The sequence below is a fragment of the Pseudoramibacter porci genome (assembly GCF_009696145.1).
In the GTDB taxonomy this organism is placed as follows: domain Bacteria; phylum Bacillota; class Clostridia; order Eubacteriales; family Eubacteriaceae; genus Pseudoramibacter; species Pseudoramibacter porci.
Genome location: NZ_VUMO01000018.1, coordinates 1 through 19,658, shown reverse-complemented (window position 1 = coordinate 19,658; position 19,658 = coordinate 1). Strand labels below are relative to the sequence as shown.

20 protein-coding genes are annotated in these 19,658 nt (G+C 50.6%); 11 read left to right on the top strand and 9 right to left on the bottom strand.

Annotated features, from left to right (window positions below):
* Positions 1-174: 174 nt before the first annotated feature.
* The 4 genes from FYJ52_RS09595 to FYJ52_RS09580 are packed head-to-tail and all read right to left on the bottom strand — an operon-like array spanning position 175 to position 3,737.
* Positions 175-819 carry a BMC domain-containing protein gene (locus FYJ52_RS09595; protein ID WP_154577003.1) on the bottom strand — a complete coding sequence of 215 codons (645 nt, stop codon included), beginning with the start codon at positions 817-819 and terminating at the stop codon, positions 175-177.
* A gap of 45 nt (positions 820-864) precedes the next feature.
* The gene (gene rsmA / locus FYJ52_RS09590) at positions 865-1,758 is read right to left on the bottom strand and encodes a 16S rRNA (adenine(1518)-N(6)/adenine(1519)-N(6))-dimethyltransferase RsmA (RefSeq protein ID WP_154577002.1); all 894 of its coding nucleotides are present in this window, start codon (positions 1,756-1,758) and stop codon (positions 865-867) included.
* Positions 1,755-3,014: a CCA tRNA nucleotidyltransferase gene (locus FYJ52_RS09585; protein ID WP_154577001.1), complete on the bottom strand. Its 1,260-nt coding sequence runs from the start codon at positions 3,012-3,014 to the stop codon at positions 1,755-1,757. The genes rsmA and FYJ52_RS09585 overlap by 4 nt, the downstream gene beginning before the upstream one ends.
* 9 nt (positions 3,015-3,023) lie before the next feature.
* The gene (locus FYJ52_RS09580; protein WP_154577000.1) at positions 3,024-3,737 is read right to left on the bottom strand and encodes an HAD hydrolase-like protein; all 714 of its coding nucleotides are present in this window, start codon (positions 3,735-3,737) and stop codon (positions 3,024-3,026) included.
* Positions 3,738-3,949: 212 nt separating this feature from the next.
* On the opposite strand from FYJ52_RS09580, the gene hisZ reads away from it, so the two are divergent.
* From hisZ to hisIE, 9 genes are read left to right on the top strand one after another with little or no spacing between them, the layout of a single operon-like run.
* Positions 3,950-5,215, top strand: coding sequence for an ATP phosphoribosyltransferase regulatory subunit (gene hisZ / locus FYJ52_RS09575; protein WP_154576999.1), 1,266 nt, complete (start codon positions 3,950-3,952; stop codon positions 5,213-5,215).
* A 9-nt stretch (positions 5,216-5,224) separates the two neighbouring features.
* Entirely contained in the window at positions 5,225-5,863 is a 639-nt protein-coding gene (gene hisG / locus FYJ52_RS09570) for an ATP phosphoribosyltransferase (RefSeq protein WP_154576998.1), read from the top strand.
* Positions 5,864-5,888: 25 nt separating this feature from the next.
* The gene (hisD, locus tag FYJ52_RS09565; RefSeq protein WP_154576997.1) at positions 5,889-7,181 is read left to right on the top strand and encodes a histidinol dehydrogenase; all 1,293 of its coding nucleotides are present in this window, start codon (positions 5,889-5,891) and stop codon (positions 7,179-7,181) included.
* The gene (gene hisC / locus FYJ52_RS09560; protein ID WP_154576996.1) at positions 7,171-8,238 is read left to right on the top strand and encodes a histidinol-phosphate transaminase; all 1,068 of its coding nucleotides are present in this window, start codon (positions 7,171-7,173) and stop codon (positions 8,236-8,238) included. The genes hisD and hisC overlap by 11 nt, the downstream gene beginning before the upstream one ends.
* Positions 8,235-8,822 (top strand): imidazoleglycerol-phosphate dehydratase HisB, encoded by a 588-nt coding sequence (hisB, locus tag FYJ52_RS09555; RefSeq protein WP_154576995.1) that lies wholly within the window; start codon positions 8,235-8,237, stop codon positions 8,820-8,822. Before hisC ends, hisB begins: the two co-directional genes overlap by 4 nt.
* Positions 8,819-9,445: an imidazole glycerol phosphate synthase subunit HisH gene (gene hisH / locus FYJ52_RS09550; protein WP_154576994.1), complete on the top strand. Its 627-nt coding sequence runs from the start codon at positions 8,819-8,821 to the stop codon at positions 9,443-9,445. The genes hisB and hisH overlap by 4 nt, the downstream gene beginning before the upstream one ends.
* Positions 9,442-10,161 carry a 1-(5-phosphoribosyl)-5-[(5-phosphoribosylamino)methylideneamino]imidazole-4-carboxamide isomerase gene (hisA, locus tag FYJ52_RS09545; protein ID WP_154576993.1) on the top strand — a complete coding sequence of 240 codons (720 nt, stop codon included), beginning with the start codon at positions 9,442-9,444 and terminating at the stop codon, positions 10,159-10,161. The genes hisH and hisA overlap by 4 nt, the downstream gene beginning before the upstream one ends.
* A gap of 13 nt (positions 10,162-10,174) precedes the next feature.
* Positions 10,175-10,933 (top strand): imidazole glycerol phosphate synthase subunit HisF, encoded by a 759-nt coding sequence (hisF, locus tag FYJ52_RS09540; RefSeq protein ID WP_154576992.1) that lies wholly within the window; start codon positions 10,175-10,177, stop codon positions 10,931-10,933.
* 22 nt (positions 10,934-10,955) lie between these two features.
* On the top strand, positions 10,956-11,651 hold the full coding sequence (gene hisIE / locus FYJ52_RS09535; protein WP_235901598.1) for a bifunctional phosphoribosyl-AMP cyclohydrolase/phosphoribosyl-ATP diphosphatase HisIE: 696 nt from the start codon (positions 10,956-10,958) through the stop codon (positions 11,649-11,651).
* 51 nt (positions 11,652-11,702) lie between these two features.
* Here hisIE and FYJ52_RS09530 read toward each other — a convergent pair whose 3' ends face one another.
* From FYJ52_RS09530 to FYJ52_RS09510, 5 genes are all read right to left on the bottom strand, one after another.
* Complete coding sequence (locus FYJ52_RS09530) at positions 11,703-12,347, bottom strand: arginase family protein (RefSeq protein ID WP_154576991.1); 645 nt, start codon at positions 12,345-12,347, stop codon at positions 11,703-11,705.
* Positions 12,348-12,468: 121 nt separating this feature from the next.
* Positions 12,469-13,884: an RsmF rRNA methyltransferase first C-terminal domain-containing protein gene (locus FYJ52_RS09525; protein WP_235901597.1), complete on the bottom strand. Its 1,416-nt coding sequence runs from the start codon at positions 13,882-13,884 to the stop codon at positions 12,469-12,471.
* Between the two features lie 10 nt (positions 13,885-13,894).
* A complete protein-coding gene (locus tag FYJ52_RS09520; protein WP_154576989.1) occupies positions 13,895-15,007 on the bottom strand; it encodes a PIN/TRAM domain-containing protein in 1,113 nt (370 codons plus the stop codon).
* A gap of 149 nt (positions 15,008-15,156) precedes the next feature.
* A complete protein-coding gene (locus tag FYJ52_RS09515) occupies positions 15,157-15,636 on the bottom strand; it encodes a CarD family transcriptional regulator (protein ID WP_154576988.1) in 480 nt (159 codons plus the stop codon).
* Between the two features lie 102 nt (positions 15,637-15,738).
* Positions 15,739-17,895, bottom strand: coding sequence for a Tex family protein (locus FYJ52_RS09510; protein ID WP_154576987.1), 2,157 nt, complete (start codon positions 17,893-17,895; stop codon positions 15,739-15,741).
* 126 nt (positions 17,896-18,021) lie between these two features.
* On the opposite strand from FYJ52_RS09510, the gene FYJ52_RS09505 reads away from it, so the two are divergent.
* Positions 18,022-18,912: a DegV family protein gene (locus FYJ52_RS09505; RefSeq protein ID WP_154576986.1), complete on the top strand. Its 891-nt coding sequence runs from the start codon at positions 18,022-18,024 to the stop codon at positions 18,910-18,912.
* A 149-nt stretch (positions 18,913-19,061) separates the two neighbouring features.
* Positions 19,062-19,508, top strand: coding sequence for an RrF2 family transcriptional regulator (locus FYJ52_RS09500; RefSeq protein ID WP_154576985.1), 447 nt, complete (start codon positions 19,062-19,064; stop codon positions 19,506-19,508).
* Positions 19,509-19,658 lie beyond the last annotated feature (150 nt).

Sequence of the window (19,658 nt, the reverse complement as noted above, 5' to 3'; positions counted from 1 at the left end):
AGAACCACTCAGGACCGAATCGTCCTATATTTCGATTTCAATTTATAAATCTACAAATTGCAGCTTGATATTAAATCAAACGAGGCTCCTGAGTATTTTCTCAGAGCCTCGTTTGTCTACAGTCTGAGGGACAGCCCGGCGATGGGCTGTCCCTTTTAAATTGCAGCTGGTTAATTAATACTCAATGGGGTCCTGAACCGCCTCAATGATCACATCGCGGAATGCCTTGACGGCAATGTCACACTGCGCTTCACGGCCGGTTAAAATGGCGCCGCTCATATTGGATTCGGTTGGACTGCTCCAAAAACGCACGACCTCAACGTTCGCCTGAGTCAGCGCTTCATCGATGCCGATCGCCCCCTGCATGGCCGGTGCGATCAAATAAGCGATCGACGACCCTTCCGGCAGATTGTAAGCCTTTGAAAAATAACGGCCAATTCTCGGAACGCACTGCGCGTAAATCAGCGTCGAATCATCTTCTGAAATGCTGTACAATGTTGACTGCTGTTCAGTAAAGGCGCGAACGTAGCGCAGGCCGCGTTCAACGTCTGATACCTTCGGCCCGGAAATGACGCCAAAAACCTGCCCATCATTGAATTTACCGCAGCCGCCGTAGGTTGTGTAAATTTTCGGCACTTCGACATTTGCCTTTTTTGTCGCATCGTCTGCTGCCACATATCCCACGCCATCGCACGCCGTGGTAAACAAACCAATATCGATATGGCCTTCCGGTAATTCGTATTGTTCGAGCATGCAGTCTTCGACATCCGTTAACAGACGGTTGGATACAAATTTACCCCGTAATAGATCTCCGATCATCAGCTTCTCTCCTATTCTATATAGTATGCTGAGTATATTTTATCATCATTTTATTTGAGATTCAATGTCATTATTGGCGCCCTTTTGATACAGAATGTTCGCCAACTTGCAAAAGGCCTCGCCGTCGAGCTGCTCCGCTCTTTTTCTCGGGTCGATGCCCGCCTCACACAAGGCGTCGAGCAGCACCGCTTTCGGATAAGCTGTGTTGTTTGAAAGGCTGTTGATGACCGTCTTGCGCCGGGTCTGAAATGCAGCCTTCACCACCTTGAAAAACTGATTTTTATCACAGGGTTCAAAGGCCTGCTGGGTCCTTTTCTGAAGACTGATGACAATAGAATCCACTTTCGGTCTCGGCATAAAGACCGACGCCGGCACCGTGAACATGACGGCCGGATCAGCGTAATACTGCACGATCACGCTGAGGGCGCCGTAGCTTTTACTCCCGGGCCCGGCGCAGATGCGTTCGCCCACTTCCTTTTGCACCAAAAACGTCATCCGTGACAAATCGATGCCGTCTGGCCACGGCGTTTCCAAGAGTTTCATGATAATTGGCGTCGTAATATAATAAGGCAGGTTGGCCACGACCTTCAGCGATGTCGGCCCTTCTATGAGATCTAACACATCCGTTTTCAAAAAATCCTGATTGACAATGGCGATGTTGTCAAAATCGCCCAGGGTTTCGCCAAGAACAGAAATGAGCTTCTTGTCAATTTCGACCGTCACGACGCGGCGAGCGCGCATTGCTATTTCCTGGGTCATCGAACCGATCCCCGGCCCGATCTCGAGAACGGTGTCTGCTGCCGTGATGTGCCCCGCGTCGACAATTTTTTCGAGAATATTTTGATCGATCAGAAAATTCTGTCCGAATTGTTTATTGAAATGAAGCTGATGGGCCGCCATCAACTCAGAAATCACCGCTGGTGATGTTAGATTCATCATGATTGTTTCCCTTCGTTGTTGTTTTCCTGATTCAGCCAGGTTTTGGCGCGTTTGAGCAGTGCCCCGCGTTTATTGTATGCCGGCGCCTCGTACACCCACCGCAGCAAACGCTCTAAGGTTTCGCCGATCTGCCTGCCGCGAAATCCCAAAGCCTTCAGTTCTTCGCCGCCAATGGCCAAATCAGCCGGCATTATCGGCTCGCGGTTCTTTAAGATGTCAGTAAAGGCGGCGCGGTTTTGTGTATTATCTTTTTTGAGCTTTTGCAGTTCGAGGGCCATTTCAAAGACCGGCGCTCCCATCTGGCGAAGCGCCGTCTTAAACCCAACTCTATCATCGCAGTTAAGATTAGCAAAATCTAACAGCATGGCCACTTGTCTGATCCTCTGATTGCTAAAATGCAGCCGCTTTAAAAACCCGCTGACACAATCAGCCGGCGCATCCTGGAAAAGCCAGGCGAGGCGCACCGGAAGGACTCGCGGCAGCGCATTGATTTGATCTGCCACGTCCTTTGAAACGACGGGCAGATCTGTCGACGCCGTTCGTCTCAGCAAATCGTCCCACAGGCCAGTCGCAATCAGCTCGTGCACCGCGTACGCGGCATCCGGGCCTATGAGCATATTCGATAATTCCATTTGAATGCGCTCGAGGCTCACGCCATCCGTCCCCGGATTTTGAACAATGGCCTCGCGCGTGTGCGGCTCAATCTGTCCGCCAATTTGAGCGGCAAAGCGCACGCATCGCCATTTCCTGAGACGATCCTCATCGAATCGTTCGGCTGCTCGGCCAATGCAGCGTATTTCTTTCTGTTTGAGATCCGTGAGCCCGCCGACGACGTCGAAAATCACACCGTGACGGTTCATCCACAATCCGTTGACTGTGAAATCCCGCCGGCGCACATCTTCAAAAATTGACGCTTGAAAAGCCACATCCTCAGGATGGCGCCCATCTGTGTAACTTTCTTCTTTTCTAAAAGCTGTGATTTCAAAACTCACGCGCTTTGCTCCGTCGGGCAAATCGATTCCGATCGTGCCATAGCGTTTTCCTTTTAAAATCAAGGTACCATTAGGAAATGCCGCAGACAAAATCGACGCGATCCGGTCTGGCGTCGCGCTCGAGGCAAAATCCCAATCACTCGGGCGTTTACCGAGGAGCAGATCGCGGACCGCGCCGCCGACAATATAAACCGCTTCCCCGTTTTTTTCAAAGGCTTCAAATAAAACGCTGAAAGGCCCATTTTCCAAAAATTTCTGATTCATCGCCTTCGCTCAGTTTATCCGCTGCTGCTTTTTTCTCATACGCCGAATATATCGGCGCGCCTTTGCCGATCCCGCCTCTTCATTTTGGTTGCGGTAGGCCACAATTTGAACGAGTGTTGCCATATCCGACACCTCATAAGTCGGGCTGCACTGCGCGAGCGCCCGCTTGGTATTATATCCCCAGTCCACGGCCGCCACATCGATGCCCGCTTCCTTGCACGCGCGGACGTCCCGAGTTTCGTCGCCGACGTAAAGCATCTGCGATGGCGAAATGCGCAGTTTTCGGCAAAGCTTCAAAAGTTTTCGCTTCTTAGAAAAAAGCGCTGCGCCTTCCACAAAATCCACATAGGGCGTCAGTTGATGGATCCACAAAAAATTTCGAACGGTGTCTTCGGAATTCGACGTTAATATGCCGCAATAATCCGTTAATTTTGCAATGGCTGCAAAAGCTTCCGGCAGGTTTTCCTGAATGGCGACGATATCTTCCTGCTGGTTGCGCATGTGTTTGCGGCCCTCAATCATCAATCGAAAAACCTGGTAAAAGGGCAGGTTCATATGGCGCAAAACGTCCTGAGCCGACATGTCCTTGATCAAAGCGCGCTGACTGACATCGATTGGCGTATAATGATATTTTTTTGCAAGTTCATTGAAAATCCGAAAGACCATGCCTTCCGTATCGGCCAGCGTTCCGTCAAAATCGAAACAAACACAGCGGTATGACACCTGTACCCCTTCTTTCTATATGATTTTAAGATTACGCCTATTGTCCCCCATTGAATATATTTTTTCAATGATTAAATCTTAATTTATGATAAAATAATTTTTATCGCAGATTATTGAGAATCGCAGTTGACTTTATTTGAGTGAAGTGTTATGATCTGTCTATACTTTTTTACGTTACAGTATGACAGTAGCAAGCAGTTTCAGGAGGCAAAATGCTAACAACCTATACCATTGAAGGCTTTGAAAACATTCAGTATCAGGGATTCCAGGCGTTATCCCAGATCGAACACAATTTAACCAAACTATACACCGGATACGGATATCACCAGGTCGCCATTCCCACCTTTGAAACCTACGATAGTTTCATCAAGAACGATGCCATTTCGGCGAACGAATTGTTTAAATTCATTAGCCGGAAGGGACGCGTCCTGGCATTAAAGCCAGATGCGACCCTTTCCGTCGCACGGATGGCCGCCATCAATCATCACGATCCAAACGAAATCATTAAGCTGTTTTATCAAACGAATATCTACCGCAACTTTTCAGGTCCTGGCGATGTCCGCAAAGAAATCACACAGATGGGTGTGGAATTCTTCGGCGACAATTCCCCAGAATGTGACGGCGAAATCATCGCCCTGGCCATTCAGTCGCTGAAGGCGAACGGCGTGAGCGACGTCCAAATCGACCTTGGGCATGTAGGCTTTATCAACTACCTGCTCGACGAGCTGACGATCTCCAAGGCGGACCGTGCCAAATTGTTCGAACTCATTGAGAACAAAAATATCGGCGATATCCAGGAATTCCTCTCGAGCCGGCATTACGACCCGAAAATTTCAGACATCATCCTTGAGCTGCCGATGCTCTACGGCGAGCCGACCGATGTTTTTGCCCGGATGACCAAACTCTGTATCAATCAAAAAATGCAGGACGTGGTCAAAAATCTAAGCGCGCTGTTTGAACACCTTCGGTCTGTCGGGCTCGATCAATACGTCACCTTTGACCTGGGCTTCACCAGTTCGATGAATTACTACACCGATTTGATCTTTAAGGTCTACGCCGGCAACTGGGGCGCGCCGATTATCGACGGCGGCCGCTACAACAAGCTGAGCCAGCAGTTCGGCATTGACCGGCCCGCCTGCGGCTTCGCGGTCAACCTCCTCAGTTTGATGGATTACCTCGAAGAACACGATTTAATTCACACACAGTCTCCCGCTCACATTGTGCTGCTGTATCGGGAATCCGAAAAACAGCGTGTTTTTGAACTCGCGGGCCGCCTGCGCGAACAGGGAATTATGACAGAAGTTTTTGTGATCAACTCGCTGCCGACGGCGATGATCGAACGGCTTCAGGTTCAGCGTCTTTATCAGGATGCCGATTACTACGTTTTTGAAAAAGACGGCGCATTGAAATGGGAAGGATCGGCGCTGAGTCCCGTGACGGAAATCGCATCTGTCCCCCTCACTTCGGAATCGGAATAGGAGTAATTCATGACTTTGCAAAAAAATAAAATTAAAATGGCCCTGGCCAAAGGGCGGGTGGCCAATAAAACCATCGATCGTTTGAAGGAAATCGGCTACGTGTTTCCGGATTATTCGAAGGAAAGCCGCAAGCTGATTTTCACGGACACGACCAATACCCTTGAATTTTTCCTCGTCAAATCACCGGACGTCGGCACCTACGTCGAAAAGGGCGCCGCGGATATCGGCATCGTCGGCCGAGACGTCCTGCTGGAACATCCGGCCGACGTTTACGAACTGCTCAATTTGAAAATCGGCCAGTGCCGGATGTGCGTAGCGGGCTTTAAGGACACGCAGATTCAATACAACCGCAAGCTGACGGTCGGGACAAAATACCCCCACATCGCCAAAAATTATTTCACACAAATCGACCAGCCTGTGGATTTAATCACGATCAACGGCTCCGTCGAGCTTGGACCGATTCTCGGTCTCTGTGACTGCATTGTCGATATCGTCGAAAGCGGCAGCACGCTGAAGGAAAACGGCCTGGTTGTCCTGCGCAGCATCCTCGATATCAGCTCGCGGCTCATCGTCAATCATGTCAGCTTGAAGACCAAGCGTGCCCAGATCGACCCCATCGTCGAAAAATTTAAAGAATTGGCTTTTTAACTGATTACACCCATTTGGAGGCAATATGAAAAAATACACGTACAACACTGAAGTCAGGCAGCAGCTTGACATCATCCTCAAACGCAGCGAATCCGACCAACAGGATGTCCGCACGACGGTTCTGGACATCATTGACCGTGTCAAATCAGAAGGCGACCGCGCACTCAAGGATTACGAAGAAAAATTTGACCACTGCAAGCTCGATTCGCTGAAAGTGACCCCGGAAGAAATCGACCGCGCCTTCTCAGAAACAGATCCGGCGCTGATCGAAACGATTAAGCGCTCGGCTGAAAATATCCGAAATTTCCACGAACATCAAAAAGAAACCACCTGGACGATCCACCCGAAAGACGGCATCACCTTGGGGCAGCACATCACCCCCATTGACCGTGTCGGCGTTTACGTCCCCGGCGGCAAAGCGGCTTACCCGTCCACCGTTTTGATGGACACGATTCCGGCCGTTGTCGCGGGCGTCGATACCATCGTCATGGTGACCCCGCCTGACGCCTCCGGCAACATCAACCAAAACATTCTCTGCGCCGCCAAAATCGCCGGCGTTACGGAAATTTACAAAGTCGGCGGCGCTCAGGCCATCGCGGCGTTAGCCTACGGAACTGAAACCATCGCGCCGGTTAATAAAATCGTCGGCCCTGGCAATATTTTCGTCGCCACCGCAAAAAAAGAAGTGTTCGGCAAAGTCGCCATCGATATGATCGCCGGCCCCAGCGAAGTCTGCGTCGTCGCCGATTCAACGGCAAACCCGGTCTATATCGCGGCTGACTTGTTATCCCAGGCTGAACACGACGAAATGGCCATGCCTGTGCTGGTGACCACCGACGACAAATTGGCGGATCAAGTCATCGCAGAAATCGACCGCCAGATCGATACCGATCTGCGCCGCAAAGCCATCGCCAAGGCTTCCGTCACCGATCACGGTTTTGTCTTCGTCTGCGACAATTTAGACGACGCCTTCGAGCTGACGAACCAGATCGCACCGGAACACCTTGAGCTGGCCATCGACAACTCCGAAAAATATCTGGACTGTGTCCGCAACGCCGGAGCCATTTTCCTCGGCATGTATTCGCCGGAACCCCTCGGCGATTATTACGCCGGTCCGAACCACACGCTGCCCACCTCCGGAACGGCGAAGTTCTCATCGCCTCTTGGAGTCTACGATTTCATCAAACGGTCCAGCATTATTCAGTACGATCGCGACAATTTAAAGGCTGCTGCCGACGACATCACCGCCTTCGCCTATTCGGAAGGCCTCGACGCCCACGCGAAGTCCATTGAAAGGAGATTTTCCAATGACGCCTGATTTCACCCGCCCCTGTGTAAAAGATTTAGAGGCTTACAAAGTCGTTCCGCCTGACTACAATATTATCGTCAACGCCAACGAAAACCCTTTCGATTTTCCCGATGCGCTAAAAAAAGAATTAAATGATACGATACTGGACATGTCATTGAACCGCTACCCTGATCCGTCGGCGACAGCCCTTCGCGAACAGCTGTCCGATTACACCGGTATCGACGCGGACCAGATCATCTGCGGCTGCGGCTCCGACGAAATCATGTCCATGCTCAATCAAACCTTCATCAATCCCGGGGACGTCGTTATTTCCCACGCGCCGAGCTTTTCGATGTATCAGATCTGGAGTGTCATCGGCGGCGCCGATTTCGTCTGGGTTCCCGACACGGAGGACCTCACGCCCGATGTCGAAAACATCATCAACACAGCGAAACGCACAAACGCCAAAATGATTTACCTGTGTTCGCCCAACAATCCGACTGGATCACTGCTGCCCCGTCACGATGTCGCGGATATTTTAGAAGAAACCAACGCGCTGGTCGTCCTTGACGAAGCTTACATCGAATTTAAAAAAGAAGGCGACCTCACCGAAATCGTCAACGAATACAACAACGTCATCGTCCTGCGTACCCTGTCCAAGGCCTTTGGCCTGGCTGGCATCCGCTGCGGCTACGCTGTCGGCCCGAAGCCTTTAATCGATATGATGTACAAGGTCAAATCGCCGTACAATCTGAATAAACTCACCCAGGCCGCCGCCGTCATCGCCTTAAAACATCGGGACACCCTTTTGGAAAACGTCACGATTCTAAATAGCGAAAGACAGCGCCTTTACGAATTCCTCAAAGGACTGAAAGGCATCACCCGGGTTTATCCCACCGCTTCCAATTTCATTTACTTTGAAGTGCCGGACGGCGCCCCGCTTTACGCAGCTTTACTTGATGAAGGCATTTTGGTAAAATATTTAAAACACGATGTATCTGATGACGTCGATCACATCCGTCTAACCGTCGGTTCACCGGAAGAAAATGACGCCGTCATCAAGGTCTTGAAAAGGAGTCTATCTTGAGCCGCAAAGTATCGCTTTCACGAAAAACCGCTGAAACGGACGTCAGCGTGACCCTCGATCTCGACGGAACCGGACGCGCCGATATCGACACCTCCGTCGCCTTTTTTGACCACATGATGACCCTTTTTGCGGCCCACGGTCATTTCGACCTGATCATCGCCGCAAAGGGCGACGGCGTTGACACCCACCATGTGCTCGAAGATCTCGGCATTGTTCTCGGGCAGGCCTTTTCTAAGGCCCTCGGAGACAAGGTCGGCATCACCCGCTACGCGACGGTCTTTCTGCCGATGGACGAATCCCTCTGCCGGATCAACATCGATATCAGCGGGCGCGCCTATCTCGTCTGGAACGTCGCGCTCACGCGGGAATACATCGGCGATTTTGAAACCGAAATGCTCCGGGAATTTTTTATCGCCTTCACGACCCACTCGGGCATGACCATCCATGTGGCCAGCCTTTACGGCGTAAACAATCACCACATCGTGGAAGGCATTTTCAAGGGATTTGGACGGGCGCTCAAAGCAGCGGTCGCCATTGATCCCAATATTCACGGCATTCCAAGTACGAAAGGAGTGATTGAATGACAGTTGCAATTATCGATTACGACGTCGGCAACCTGAAAAACGTTGAAACGGCTTTAAAGTCCCTCGACATGGATTGCGTCATCACCCGCAACGCGAAAACCATCGACAGCGCCTCGGCCATCGTCTTGCCGGGGGTCGGTGCCTTCGCCGACGCGATGAACAATCTGGACAAGTACGATTTATACGACGTCCTGATGAAAAACGTCAAAAATGGTAAAACCCTGCTGGGCATCTGTCTGGGCATGCAGCTTTTATTTGACGAAAGTTCGGAAGACGGCGAGTGGAAAGGGCTGGGCTTTGTCCCCGGCAAGGTCATACGCTTCGAGGACACAAAAAAGACCGGTCTGAAAGTGCCCCATATGGGATGGAACAACCTCAATATCCACCAGCCGGACGACCCGATCGCCAAAACCTTGAGTGACAAAGACTACGTCTACTTTGTCCACTCGTATTACGCCGTGCCGGACCACTTTGACCGCGATGTCGTGGCCTACGCGGAATACGGTGTGAAGGTGCCCGCCATTGTGCGCAGAGACAACGTCATCGGCATGCAGTTTCACCCTGAAAAGAGTGCAGCAGTCGGCAATCAACTGCTGATCAACTGGAAGGAGTTCATTTCATGATCATTTTACCAGCTATCGATATCAAAGGCGGCCAGTGCGTCCGCCTCCGGCAGGGAGAAAAAAACGACGAAACGGTTTATTTTAAGGATCCGGTCAAAGTCGCCAAGCAATTCGAATCCTGGGGTGCTGAATATTTGCACATCGTCGATTTAGACGGCGCTTTCGACGGCAAACCGAAAAATTTCGACATTATCAAGAACATTCTGGCCGCCATCGATATTCCCGTTGAACTTGGCGGCGGCATCCGCAACGCAGAAATCGCCAAGACCTACATCGACGCCGGCATCTCCCGCATCATCATCGGGACCCAGGCCATCAAGGACTTTCATTTCATCGAGCATCTGATCTACGATTACGACGACAAAATCTGTGTGTCTATCGACGCACGAGACGGCATCGTCCGCACGGAAGGCTGGACTGAGGACAGCGACGTCGAAGCCCTCGAGCTGGCCACTTCCCTCGAAAAGGTCGGGCTGTCAACTCTCGTCTACACCGACATTTCCAAAGACGGCATGATGGCCGGCCCCAATTTCAACATGCTCGACGTGTTAAATCAAAACCTCAACATCGACATCATCGCTTCGGGCGGTGTCGCCAGTGCTGAACATCTGGACCGTCTGCGCGAAATGAATCTTTACGGTGCGATTACCGGCAAGGCGATCTACGAAGGGGCCATTGATTTGAAGCAATATCTGGCAGAACACCGGAATTCCTGAAAGGATCAATCTCATGCTGACAAAAAGAATCATTCCCTGCCTCGACGTGGACCACGGCCGCGTCGTCAAGGGCAAAAAATTTAAGGACATTCAAGATGTTGCCGATCCTGTAGAGCTAGGCCGGTACTATTCGGAACAGGGCGCTGACGAGCTGGTCTTCTACGACATCACGGCCAGCTACGAAAAGCGGGACATTTTCATCAACGTTGTCGAAAAAGTCGCAGAAGCGGTACGCATCCCTTTCACCATCGGCGGCGGGATCCGTACGACGGACGATTTCAGACAAGTGCTGATGGCTGGCGCCGATAAAGTCTCGGTCAACTCTGCCGCCGTCAAAAATCCACAGCTGATCATGGACGCCGCGCTGCGTTTCGGCAACCAATGTGTCGTCTTATCCATCGACGCCAAACGCAACGGCAAAGGCTCCTGGGACGTCTTCACCGACGGCGGCCGGCACAACACCGGCATCGACGCCATCGAATGGGCCAAAAAGGGCGAATCTCTCGGGGCTGGCGAAATCTGCATCAACTCCATCGACACCGACGGCGTCAAACAGGGCTACGACATCGCGCTCAATAAAAAATTATCCGAAACTCTGACCATCCCGGTTATCGCTTCCGGTGGTGCCGGCAAAATGGCCGATTTCTCCGAAGTACTGAAGGCTGGCGCCGACGCCGCTCTCGCCGCTTCCGTTTTTCACTACAAGGAAATCCTGATTCCGGATCTGAAGCAATATCTGTCTGACGAAGGCCTCCCCATGCGCCTCGTCTAACTCGCATTTATGAAAGGAAATTATGTCTCAATCTCTGCAAATGCTCACGGCGCTCGATGACGCCGCAATTCAATTCAACGACCAAGGCCTCGTTCCGGCCATTCTCCAGGATTATCACACCCGTCAAGTCTTAATGATGGCCTGGATGAACGCCGAATCGATCCAAATCACACTGGACACGGGCAAGGCGACCTTCTACAGCCGCTCGAGACAGGCTCTTTGGACAAAGGGCGAAACCTCCGGCCATTTCCAGCACGTGGTCACCTTCTATTACGACTGCGATGCGGATACGCTGCTACTCGAAGTGATCCCGGACGGCCCAGCCTGCCATACCGGCCACACCTCTTGTTTTTACCGAGAACTGGCTGAAGACACCGGACGTGATAAAGGCAACAGCGCCATTTTAAAGACTTTGAACGACCAGATCGAAGACCGCAAGGCCCACCCGGTTGAAGGCTCATACACCAATTATTTGTTTAATGAAGGTCTCGACAAAATCTGCAAAAAACTCGGCGAGGAATCAACTGAGACGGTCATCGCCGCCAAAAACGGCGATCCTGAGGAATTGATTTCAGAAGCCTCTGATCTGATCTATCACCTCTCCGTGCTGCTCAATTACCAGGGCGTCTCCTTCGACGACGTGTTTGAAAAGCTGACGGCGCGCCACACCCACAAACGGCGCGACGAATACGGCGCTTCAGGCAAAATCAAAAATTAATAAACACAAAAAAGGTATCTCTTTAACTAACTCGTTAAAAAGATACCTTTTTTATTTTGCCTGAAGCTGTTTTGCGAATCGGGTGCTTTGAATGAGGCGGGCCAGCTTTTTGTTAAAACCATCGGCGTGCCATTGTTCGCCGTATTGAGTGCTCTCGCCGCAGACATCCATCCCAACGATTTTTCGAATACGGTCCGCCGCCGCGAGGAGGCGCTCAAAATGGACGTATCGGAGCCTTCCCTGGTCCCAATTGGTTCGGACATCCCGCGTCGAAAAAACATCCTTATCCAGCGAAATATAAAGGGAAACCTTAGGCCGCGCCTTTAAAAAAGCGAGCATCTCTTCCTCCCGATCCGCTGTCGTCACGCGGTTTCTGAGAAACTGGGGAACGTGGCCGACGTAATCGGGGTCGATTCCGAAAATCATCACCTTGCGTACGAGAGGCAAATCCTGAACCGTCCGAAGCAGCCATGAGCCGCAGCTCATGATGTCGCCGAAAACCGGTTGAAGCATATCTGAATGGTGATCAAATACCAATAAATCCACTGGCCCTTTCAGCTTTTCAAGCCAAAAATACGACAGGTAATGATAATTGCCATTGTCGAGAAAGTGAATCCCTTCGGCAGGCTGATCTTTCAGCCGCCGCCGAATAACTGCCGCCGCCTGCTCGTCGCAGTATCCGGTTGTCCCCGGCACGTTTTCCAAATCAATCCATTGATCTGCCGCCGTATAAAAATGTTGATGCCGATAAATCCCTGAGAGATTTAAAATAATAATAAAAATCGCCTGGTTTCTTGAATAATTTCTCTTCTTTAATTTATTTCTTTAAAATGCGCAGCCCCTTAGGAAAATGGTTTTTAATGGTGCCGCCCGACGCCTTTCCCCAGCCCAAAGGATAGCCGAGCCAGCACATCAGCGTCCATCCCTTGTGCGCGCCAGCATTGACAATCGGTTCGCCCTTTAAATAGGCATATGCCTCATCCTCATCTTTGAAATCGTAAACCGATGCAATCTGATCGGCCTTCAGGGCCATCGCAAAGGTATGGGCGGGCTCAAACCGCCCCTTTTTAAACGTGCCGATTTCCAGCCCCGGGCGTACCCATTTTCCGCGATCCAATTGATCGGGATACAGCCCTTCAGGCAGCGCGATTAATACGTCACCCGCAATGATCAAGTCAGACCCGTGCCACTTCAATCCAACAGTTTCTGAAAAAGCGGTAAAATCCTTCAAATCTTTTTTAGATGCGCGCCGCCAAAGGCTGCGTTTCTTTTTCTTCGGGCGGCTTCTTTTGGAAAAAACTTCGGACGGCGCCTCAGCCGTTTTTTTAAGTTTCGCAATAAAATGCCCCTCACCTTCGACGCGGTGCGGCATCACGCGGACCGCCTGCTTGACTGCCTCACAGCCGTGCGCCGTCCATTCCGGACGGCCGTGATCCGGCAGACCGGGCAGGGTGATCGGCTGTGCCTCGTATTTCCCGCTTTGGACCAGATATTCGACGATCTGCTCGTCTTCCTCCGGCGCAAAGGTACAGGTGGAATAGACGAGCGCGCCACCGGGTTTAAGCAAAATATCAACCGTCTCGAGCATTTTCTTCTGACGTCTCGCACACTGGGCGACATTTTCGAGGCGCCACGCCGCAGCGACCGCCGGGTCTTTCCGGAACATACCTTCACCCGAGCAGGGCGCGTCGACGAGAATTTTATCAAAGCTTGCCGGTCCAAAAATATCGATAAGCTGATCCGGCCTTACATTGGTGATCGCCGCATTGGTGATCCCCATGCGCTCCACGTTGGACGCGAGGACCTTTGCCCGGGTTTTTACCACTTCATTGGCGACTAAAAGGCCCTGGTTTTCAAGGGCGCAGGCCAGCTGGGTCGTCTTGCCGCCCGGCGCCGCGCACATGTCCAGCACCCGTTCTCCCGGACGGGGCGCAAGGGCCGCCGCCGGAATCATCGCAGAGGGTTCCTGGACATAATAAAGCCCGGCGTTGTAGGCCAGCTGCTTGCCAGGGCGCTCTTCGGCGTCAATATAGACACCGGTATCGCACCACGGGATCGGCTGCGTCTTAAAGGGAATGTGCTGAACCATTTCGTCCCGTCCGGCCTTCAGTGTGTTCGCCCGCAGCCCTTTTTTCGGCACGTGGCGGTAACTTTCCAGGAAAGCTCGAAACGCTTCCGGGCCAAGCAGCGCCGACATTTTGTCTAAAAAATCAGCAGGCAAAGTTTGTCTCAATTCCGTCATCTTAATGATGTTCTGCCTTTCCGAAAATCATCCGCCCCGCAGCGGTCTGCAGCACACTGGTCACCCGCACCACGATTTGCTGACCGATGAAGCGCCGGCCGTTTTCAATGACGATCATCGTGCCGTCATCTAAATAAGCCACGGCCTGTCCAGATTCCTTGCCGTTTTTAACCGGGTGCACCTGCATGGTCTCTCCCGGCAGCACAACGGGCTTGACGGCGTTGGCCAGCTCGTTGATATTTAAGACCTGAATGCCCCGCACCTTCGCGACTTTATTGAGATTGTAGTCGTTGGTGATGATTTTCATTTTTTCATCTTTTCCCATTTCGAGCAGCTTATCGTCGACACCGCTCAATTCGGGATAATCCTTATCGATAATTTTGATCAAATTGCCGTACTCCGACTGCATTTTGTTGATGATGTCGAGGCCTCTGCGGCCGCGCACCCGCTTCAAATCGTCGCCGTTATCCGCCAAAAGCTGAAGCTCGCCCAGCACAAAGGACGGGACAACGAGCGGCCCTTCAAGAAAACCGGACTGGATAATATCGTAAATCCGGCCGTCGATAATCACCGAGGTATCCAGCACTTTCGCGCGTTCCTCAAGGGGATTGGCGGCCTTTTTGCGGCTCATTCGTTTGACGCTGGTGTTTTCCCGCATCACCTGCAGACTGTCCAGAATCTGATCGCGTCTTCGAATGGGAATGATCACGCCGAGATAAGCCATCAGCACGTACACGATAAGTGTGATGGTACTGGCAAGCCAGCTGATCGGGATACGCCCGACCGGCACGCAGATCAGCATTGCGATCAACAAACCGATAATCAAACCAAAAATACCGAGAACAATATCCGCCAGACGCACCTCGGCCATCCCCTTTTCCACCGCTTCGGAAATGGCCTTGCCGATGCGCGCAACCAATGGAAAAATGATAAAAAAGATGAAACCAAAAATAATGACAAATATTAGAATGACAAACCATTGGTTATGGTGCAGCAGTGGCACGCGGTGAAATACTTCCGGGAGAGCGCCGTTTCGGTAAACTAACAGACCGAGCAGATAGCCCAGCACCATGCCGATGATCGTGCAAATACCGCGCAGTACTCTCTTTAACATTTACTCACCTCCTTTTAAATGTGTAAAAAATTTTGATAACGCTCCTATTATACCATTTAACGCTACCATATTACGAAAGGATTCGCGCTTTAATTAAATTTTCAGTTTACTGCTCAATAAAAAAAGCCCGATTGGGCTTTTGGTTGGGTTCAGGCTTTAACGGCGTCTTCAATGGCGTTGCCGGCCGCTTCCTTTTCAGTATGTTCGACGACCATCAGCTCCGAAATCAAAAAATTCTTTGCGGTCATCAGCATTTTTTTATCGCCGCTCGAAAGACCTTTTTTACGGTCCATGATCATCAAATTGCGGGTTACCCGCGCCACATCGAGCAGATCGCCGGTTTTCATCTGGTCCATGTTGTCCTGATAGCGCTTGGACCAATTAGATGTCATCCGGTCTTGCGGTTGTTTCAAAATCTCGAACATTTTTTTAATGTCCTCGTGATTAGGGATGTCCCGCAATCCCACTTCATCGGCTTTATCAACTGGAATTAATATTTCCATGCCCTCGGATGCAATGGTCACTTTATAATAAGTCTGTTTTTTATCAAAGATATCCATTTCTTCAATATCTTCAATGACGCCTGCCCCGTGCATTGGATACACAATTTTGTCACCGACTTTATACATGTTTTGCACCTCTATTTGTTAGTTAGTTACATTATAGCATAAAATAGGACAGGCGTAAAACAAAAAATTATACAGACTATTTTAGTTTTTGTCAAGTTTTTTCTACAAACGCATAGAGAGTGCAATACGCTTCCGATCTAAATCCACATCCAGCACCCGAACCGTCACAACATCTCCCACAGATAAGACCTCTGACGGATCCTTAATGTAACGGTTGGAAATTTCAGAAATGTGGACCAGGCCATCGTGATGCACACCGATGTCCACAAAGGCGCCAAAATCTACAACGTTGCGCACGGTCCCGCTCAATTCCATATCGGGTTTCAAATCCTCAATCGAAAGCACTTCCCGTTTTAAAATAATCGGCGGCGCGCTGTCTCTCGGATCGCGGCCCGGTCGTTTGAGCTCATCGACAATATCGATTAATGTCCATTTCCCGATCTCGTAGGTTTTAGCGATCTGATCTAAATCGAGGGTTTCGAGAGCGGCGCGCAGCGCCTCAGGGGTCTTGTGTTTTAAATCTTCTTCGCTCAAACCCGCCGCCTCCAAGACGGCCCGTGCTGCCGGATAGGATTCGGGATGAACCGCCGTTCGATCCAACGGTTCGTCTCCGCCGTCGATGCGGAGAAAACCAGCACATTGTTCGTAAGTCTTCGCGCCAAGGCCCTTGACTTTCAAAAGCGCCCTGCGGCTTGGAAACGGCCCGTTTTCATCCCGCCAGGCGACAATCGCCTGCGCCGTCTTTTCTGTAATCCCGGCGACGTATTTGAGCAGCACCGCCGACGCGCGGTTGACGTCGACGCCCACGCGGTTCACCGCATCCTCGACCACCCCGGCTAAGGCGTTTCGCAGTTCTTTCTGATCCACATCGTGCTGATATTGACCGACGCCAATGTGCTCCGGCTCGATTTTGACCAGCTCCGACATCGGATCCTGCAGACGCCCGGCGATGGAAATCGCCCCCCGCAACGAAACGTCCACCTCTGGATATTCCTCAGCCGCCAGAGGTGAGGCCGAATACATCGACGCGCCCGCTTCTGAAACAATCGTGTACTGGACCTCAAGACCTTCCTTTTGAATGAGCTCTGCGATAAATTGTTCGCTTTCCCGCGAAGCCGTGCCGTTGCCGATGGCAATGACGTCAATTTTTAATTTCTGGATCAGCTGGGTCAATGTCCGCTCTGCTTCGGGACTGCGCTTTTTGCCGTAAGGCAGAAAAATTCGGGAGGTAGCCAGCAATTTTCCGGTAGAATCGAGCACCGCGATTTTGCAGCCGTTTTTAAATCCAGGGTCGAATCCCATCACGGTTTTTCCCTTCAGCGGACGCCCGAGGAGCAGCTTTTTCAAGTTTGTGCCAAAACTGGCAATCGCCGATTTTTCAGCCCGCTCGCTGCAGCTGCTGCGGATTTCCCGGGAAATAGCCGGGAAGATCAGCCGTTTGTAGCTGTCTGTGACGGCCTGTTCAAAATAGCGGTGTGTACTGTCTGTCGGACACGGCGCCGTTTTCTTCATCAGATAGCGAATCGTTGGCGCTTCCAGGGCGTCAATCTTGACGCTGAGCACTTTTTCCTTTTCCCCGCGGTTAATCGCAAGCACGCGGTGATTCGCAATGTGTGCGAGAGACTCCGTGTGGTCGTAATAATCGAGATACGGCGTTTTCTGATCGGCAAATTCCGATTTGACCACTGTCGAAATCACCGACCTTTTTTCTAAAACCTCGCGGATATTTTTTCGAAGGATCGCCTGCTCGGAGATTTCCTCAGCCACAATGTCCTGGGCACCTTGAACGGCCTGTTCCGCAGAGAGAATCTCTTTTTCCGTGTTGAGATACCCTTCCCCCAAAGCCAGCAGTTCACCGTCGCTTTTCCCAGATTTAAGGGCTTCGGCCAGCGGTTCAAGCCCGGCTTCTTTCGCCTTCATCGCCCGTGTCCGCCGCTTTTTCTTAAACGGGAGATAGAGATCCTCTACCTCCTGTATGGTCGCTGCGTGGCCGAGCGCCTTCGCCAGTTCTGGCGTCCATTTGTCCTGCGCTTTAATCTGTGCAGCGACGTCGGCCTTGCGGGCCTCCAGCCGCCTCAAATAGCCGAGTCGATCATTTAACTCCCGCAGTACTGTGTCGTCCATGTTGCCTGTCTCTTCTTTGCGGTAGCGCGCAATAAACGGAATGGTGTTGCCTTCGTCAATTAATTGAATGGTCCGCCTCAGAATCTCCTCTGAAAGATGAAATTCGCTTTTTAACGTCTCGATAATGGTTGTCAATGTCGTCCTCCTGTAAAAACTATTTTTATTTTATCATGAATGCAAATGAAAACAAAGTTGTCAAAATAAAACGGCCGTGATAAAATATTAGGCAATCTTGATTAACATTTTCCGAAGGAGGCGCTGATGGGAATTCAATTTATCACTGACTCAATGTGCGACATTGATGAAAATATACGCAGCCGCTACCCGTTCGAAGTTCTTCCCATTCCAATCACCATTAACGACAAAACCTACTATGACGGAATCGACATCACCCCGGATATGATTCTCGATTTTGTCAATCAAAATCCGGACGATTTTCCAAAAACATCCCAGGTCCAGACCGTCACTTATCAGGAATGCTTTAAAAAATACCTCGACCGCGGCGACGATATCATCTATTTGGCGCTTTCGAGCGGACTCTCCGGAACCTTCCAAACCGCTTCACTCATCGCCTCTCAGCTTCTGGATGATTATCCAGACCGAAAAATTTCGATCATTGATTCCAAAACCGCTACAACGGGCATGATGCTCATCCTCCATCAAGGGCTCAAGCTCAGCAAACTGGGCAAATCTTTCGAAGAAATCAGCGATACGATGAATTTTTTAAGCCGCCATATCAACATTTATTTTCTCGTCGGCAATATCCGCTGGCTCGCCAAAGGCGGGCGAATCGGCAAAAACGCCGCGCTCATCGGCGACATGCTGAAAATCAAGCCGATTCTTTATTTTAATGACGGCAGGATCCTGCCATATGAAAAAGTCCGCGGACAAAAGCGCGCGGAACGCCGTCTTCTCGAGCTGGTTGATGAAAAAATGCCCAATAAAAACCAATGTGTCGGTTTTATCCACAGCAAGGCTCCGGCCCTTCAGGATAAAGTTAAGAAAGCCCTATCAAAAGATATGGGCGTAAAAAATTTCATCATCCCGCAGCAGGGCGCAGGCGCTGCCCTCACCGTTCACATCGGTCCCGACTGCATCGGTATCATGTTCTTCGACGAGCTCCCAGATAATTACGTCAACGTCGCGCCGTAATATCCTTTAATCTTTATCATCAACATTTATAAGTCCTGTAAATTATAAAAAATTTTCAGGGCTTTTTATTTTGTCAAAAGATCTTGACGGCGCCCTATGGCTTGATTAAAATAATATATATATATTTAGTATGTTAATGAGGAGGCATTATGCGCATTTCTGCAAAGGGACGGTACGGACTTGCGGCCATGATTGAGCTGACTTGGCTGAGCGCCAACGGGAAACTAATTCCTGTCGCTACCCTGTCCGACCATCTCGGCATTTCTAAAATTTATCTTGAACAAATTTTTTCACTGCTCAAACGCGGAAAACTTGTCACTTCTGTTAAAGGGGCTCAGGGCGGCTATCGCTTGGCCAGAGATGCGTCGGAGATCAGTGTCTACGACATTTTATCTGCACTGGAGCAAACCCTTTTCGAGCCCACAGAAAGCAGTGTTGAAGAAAAAGCACCCATTATTGAAAATATTTTAAACGCCAACGTGTACCGTGTTCTGGATGACAGTGTAAAAGCCACCCTGTCCAAAATCAAATTATCACATTTGATTGAAGAATACGTGGCTCAGAAAAACAAAGGCAATTACATGTTTTACATTTAAAAAAAGCTGCGGTGCATTCCGCAGCTTCAGACTGTAGACAAACGAGGCTCTGAGAAAATACTCAGGAGCCTCGTTTGATTTAATATCAAGCTGCAATTTGTAGATTTATAAATTGAAATCGAAATATAGGACGATTCGGTCCTGAGTGGT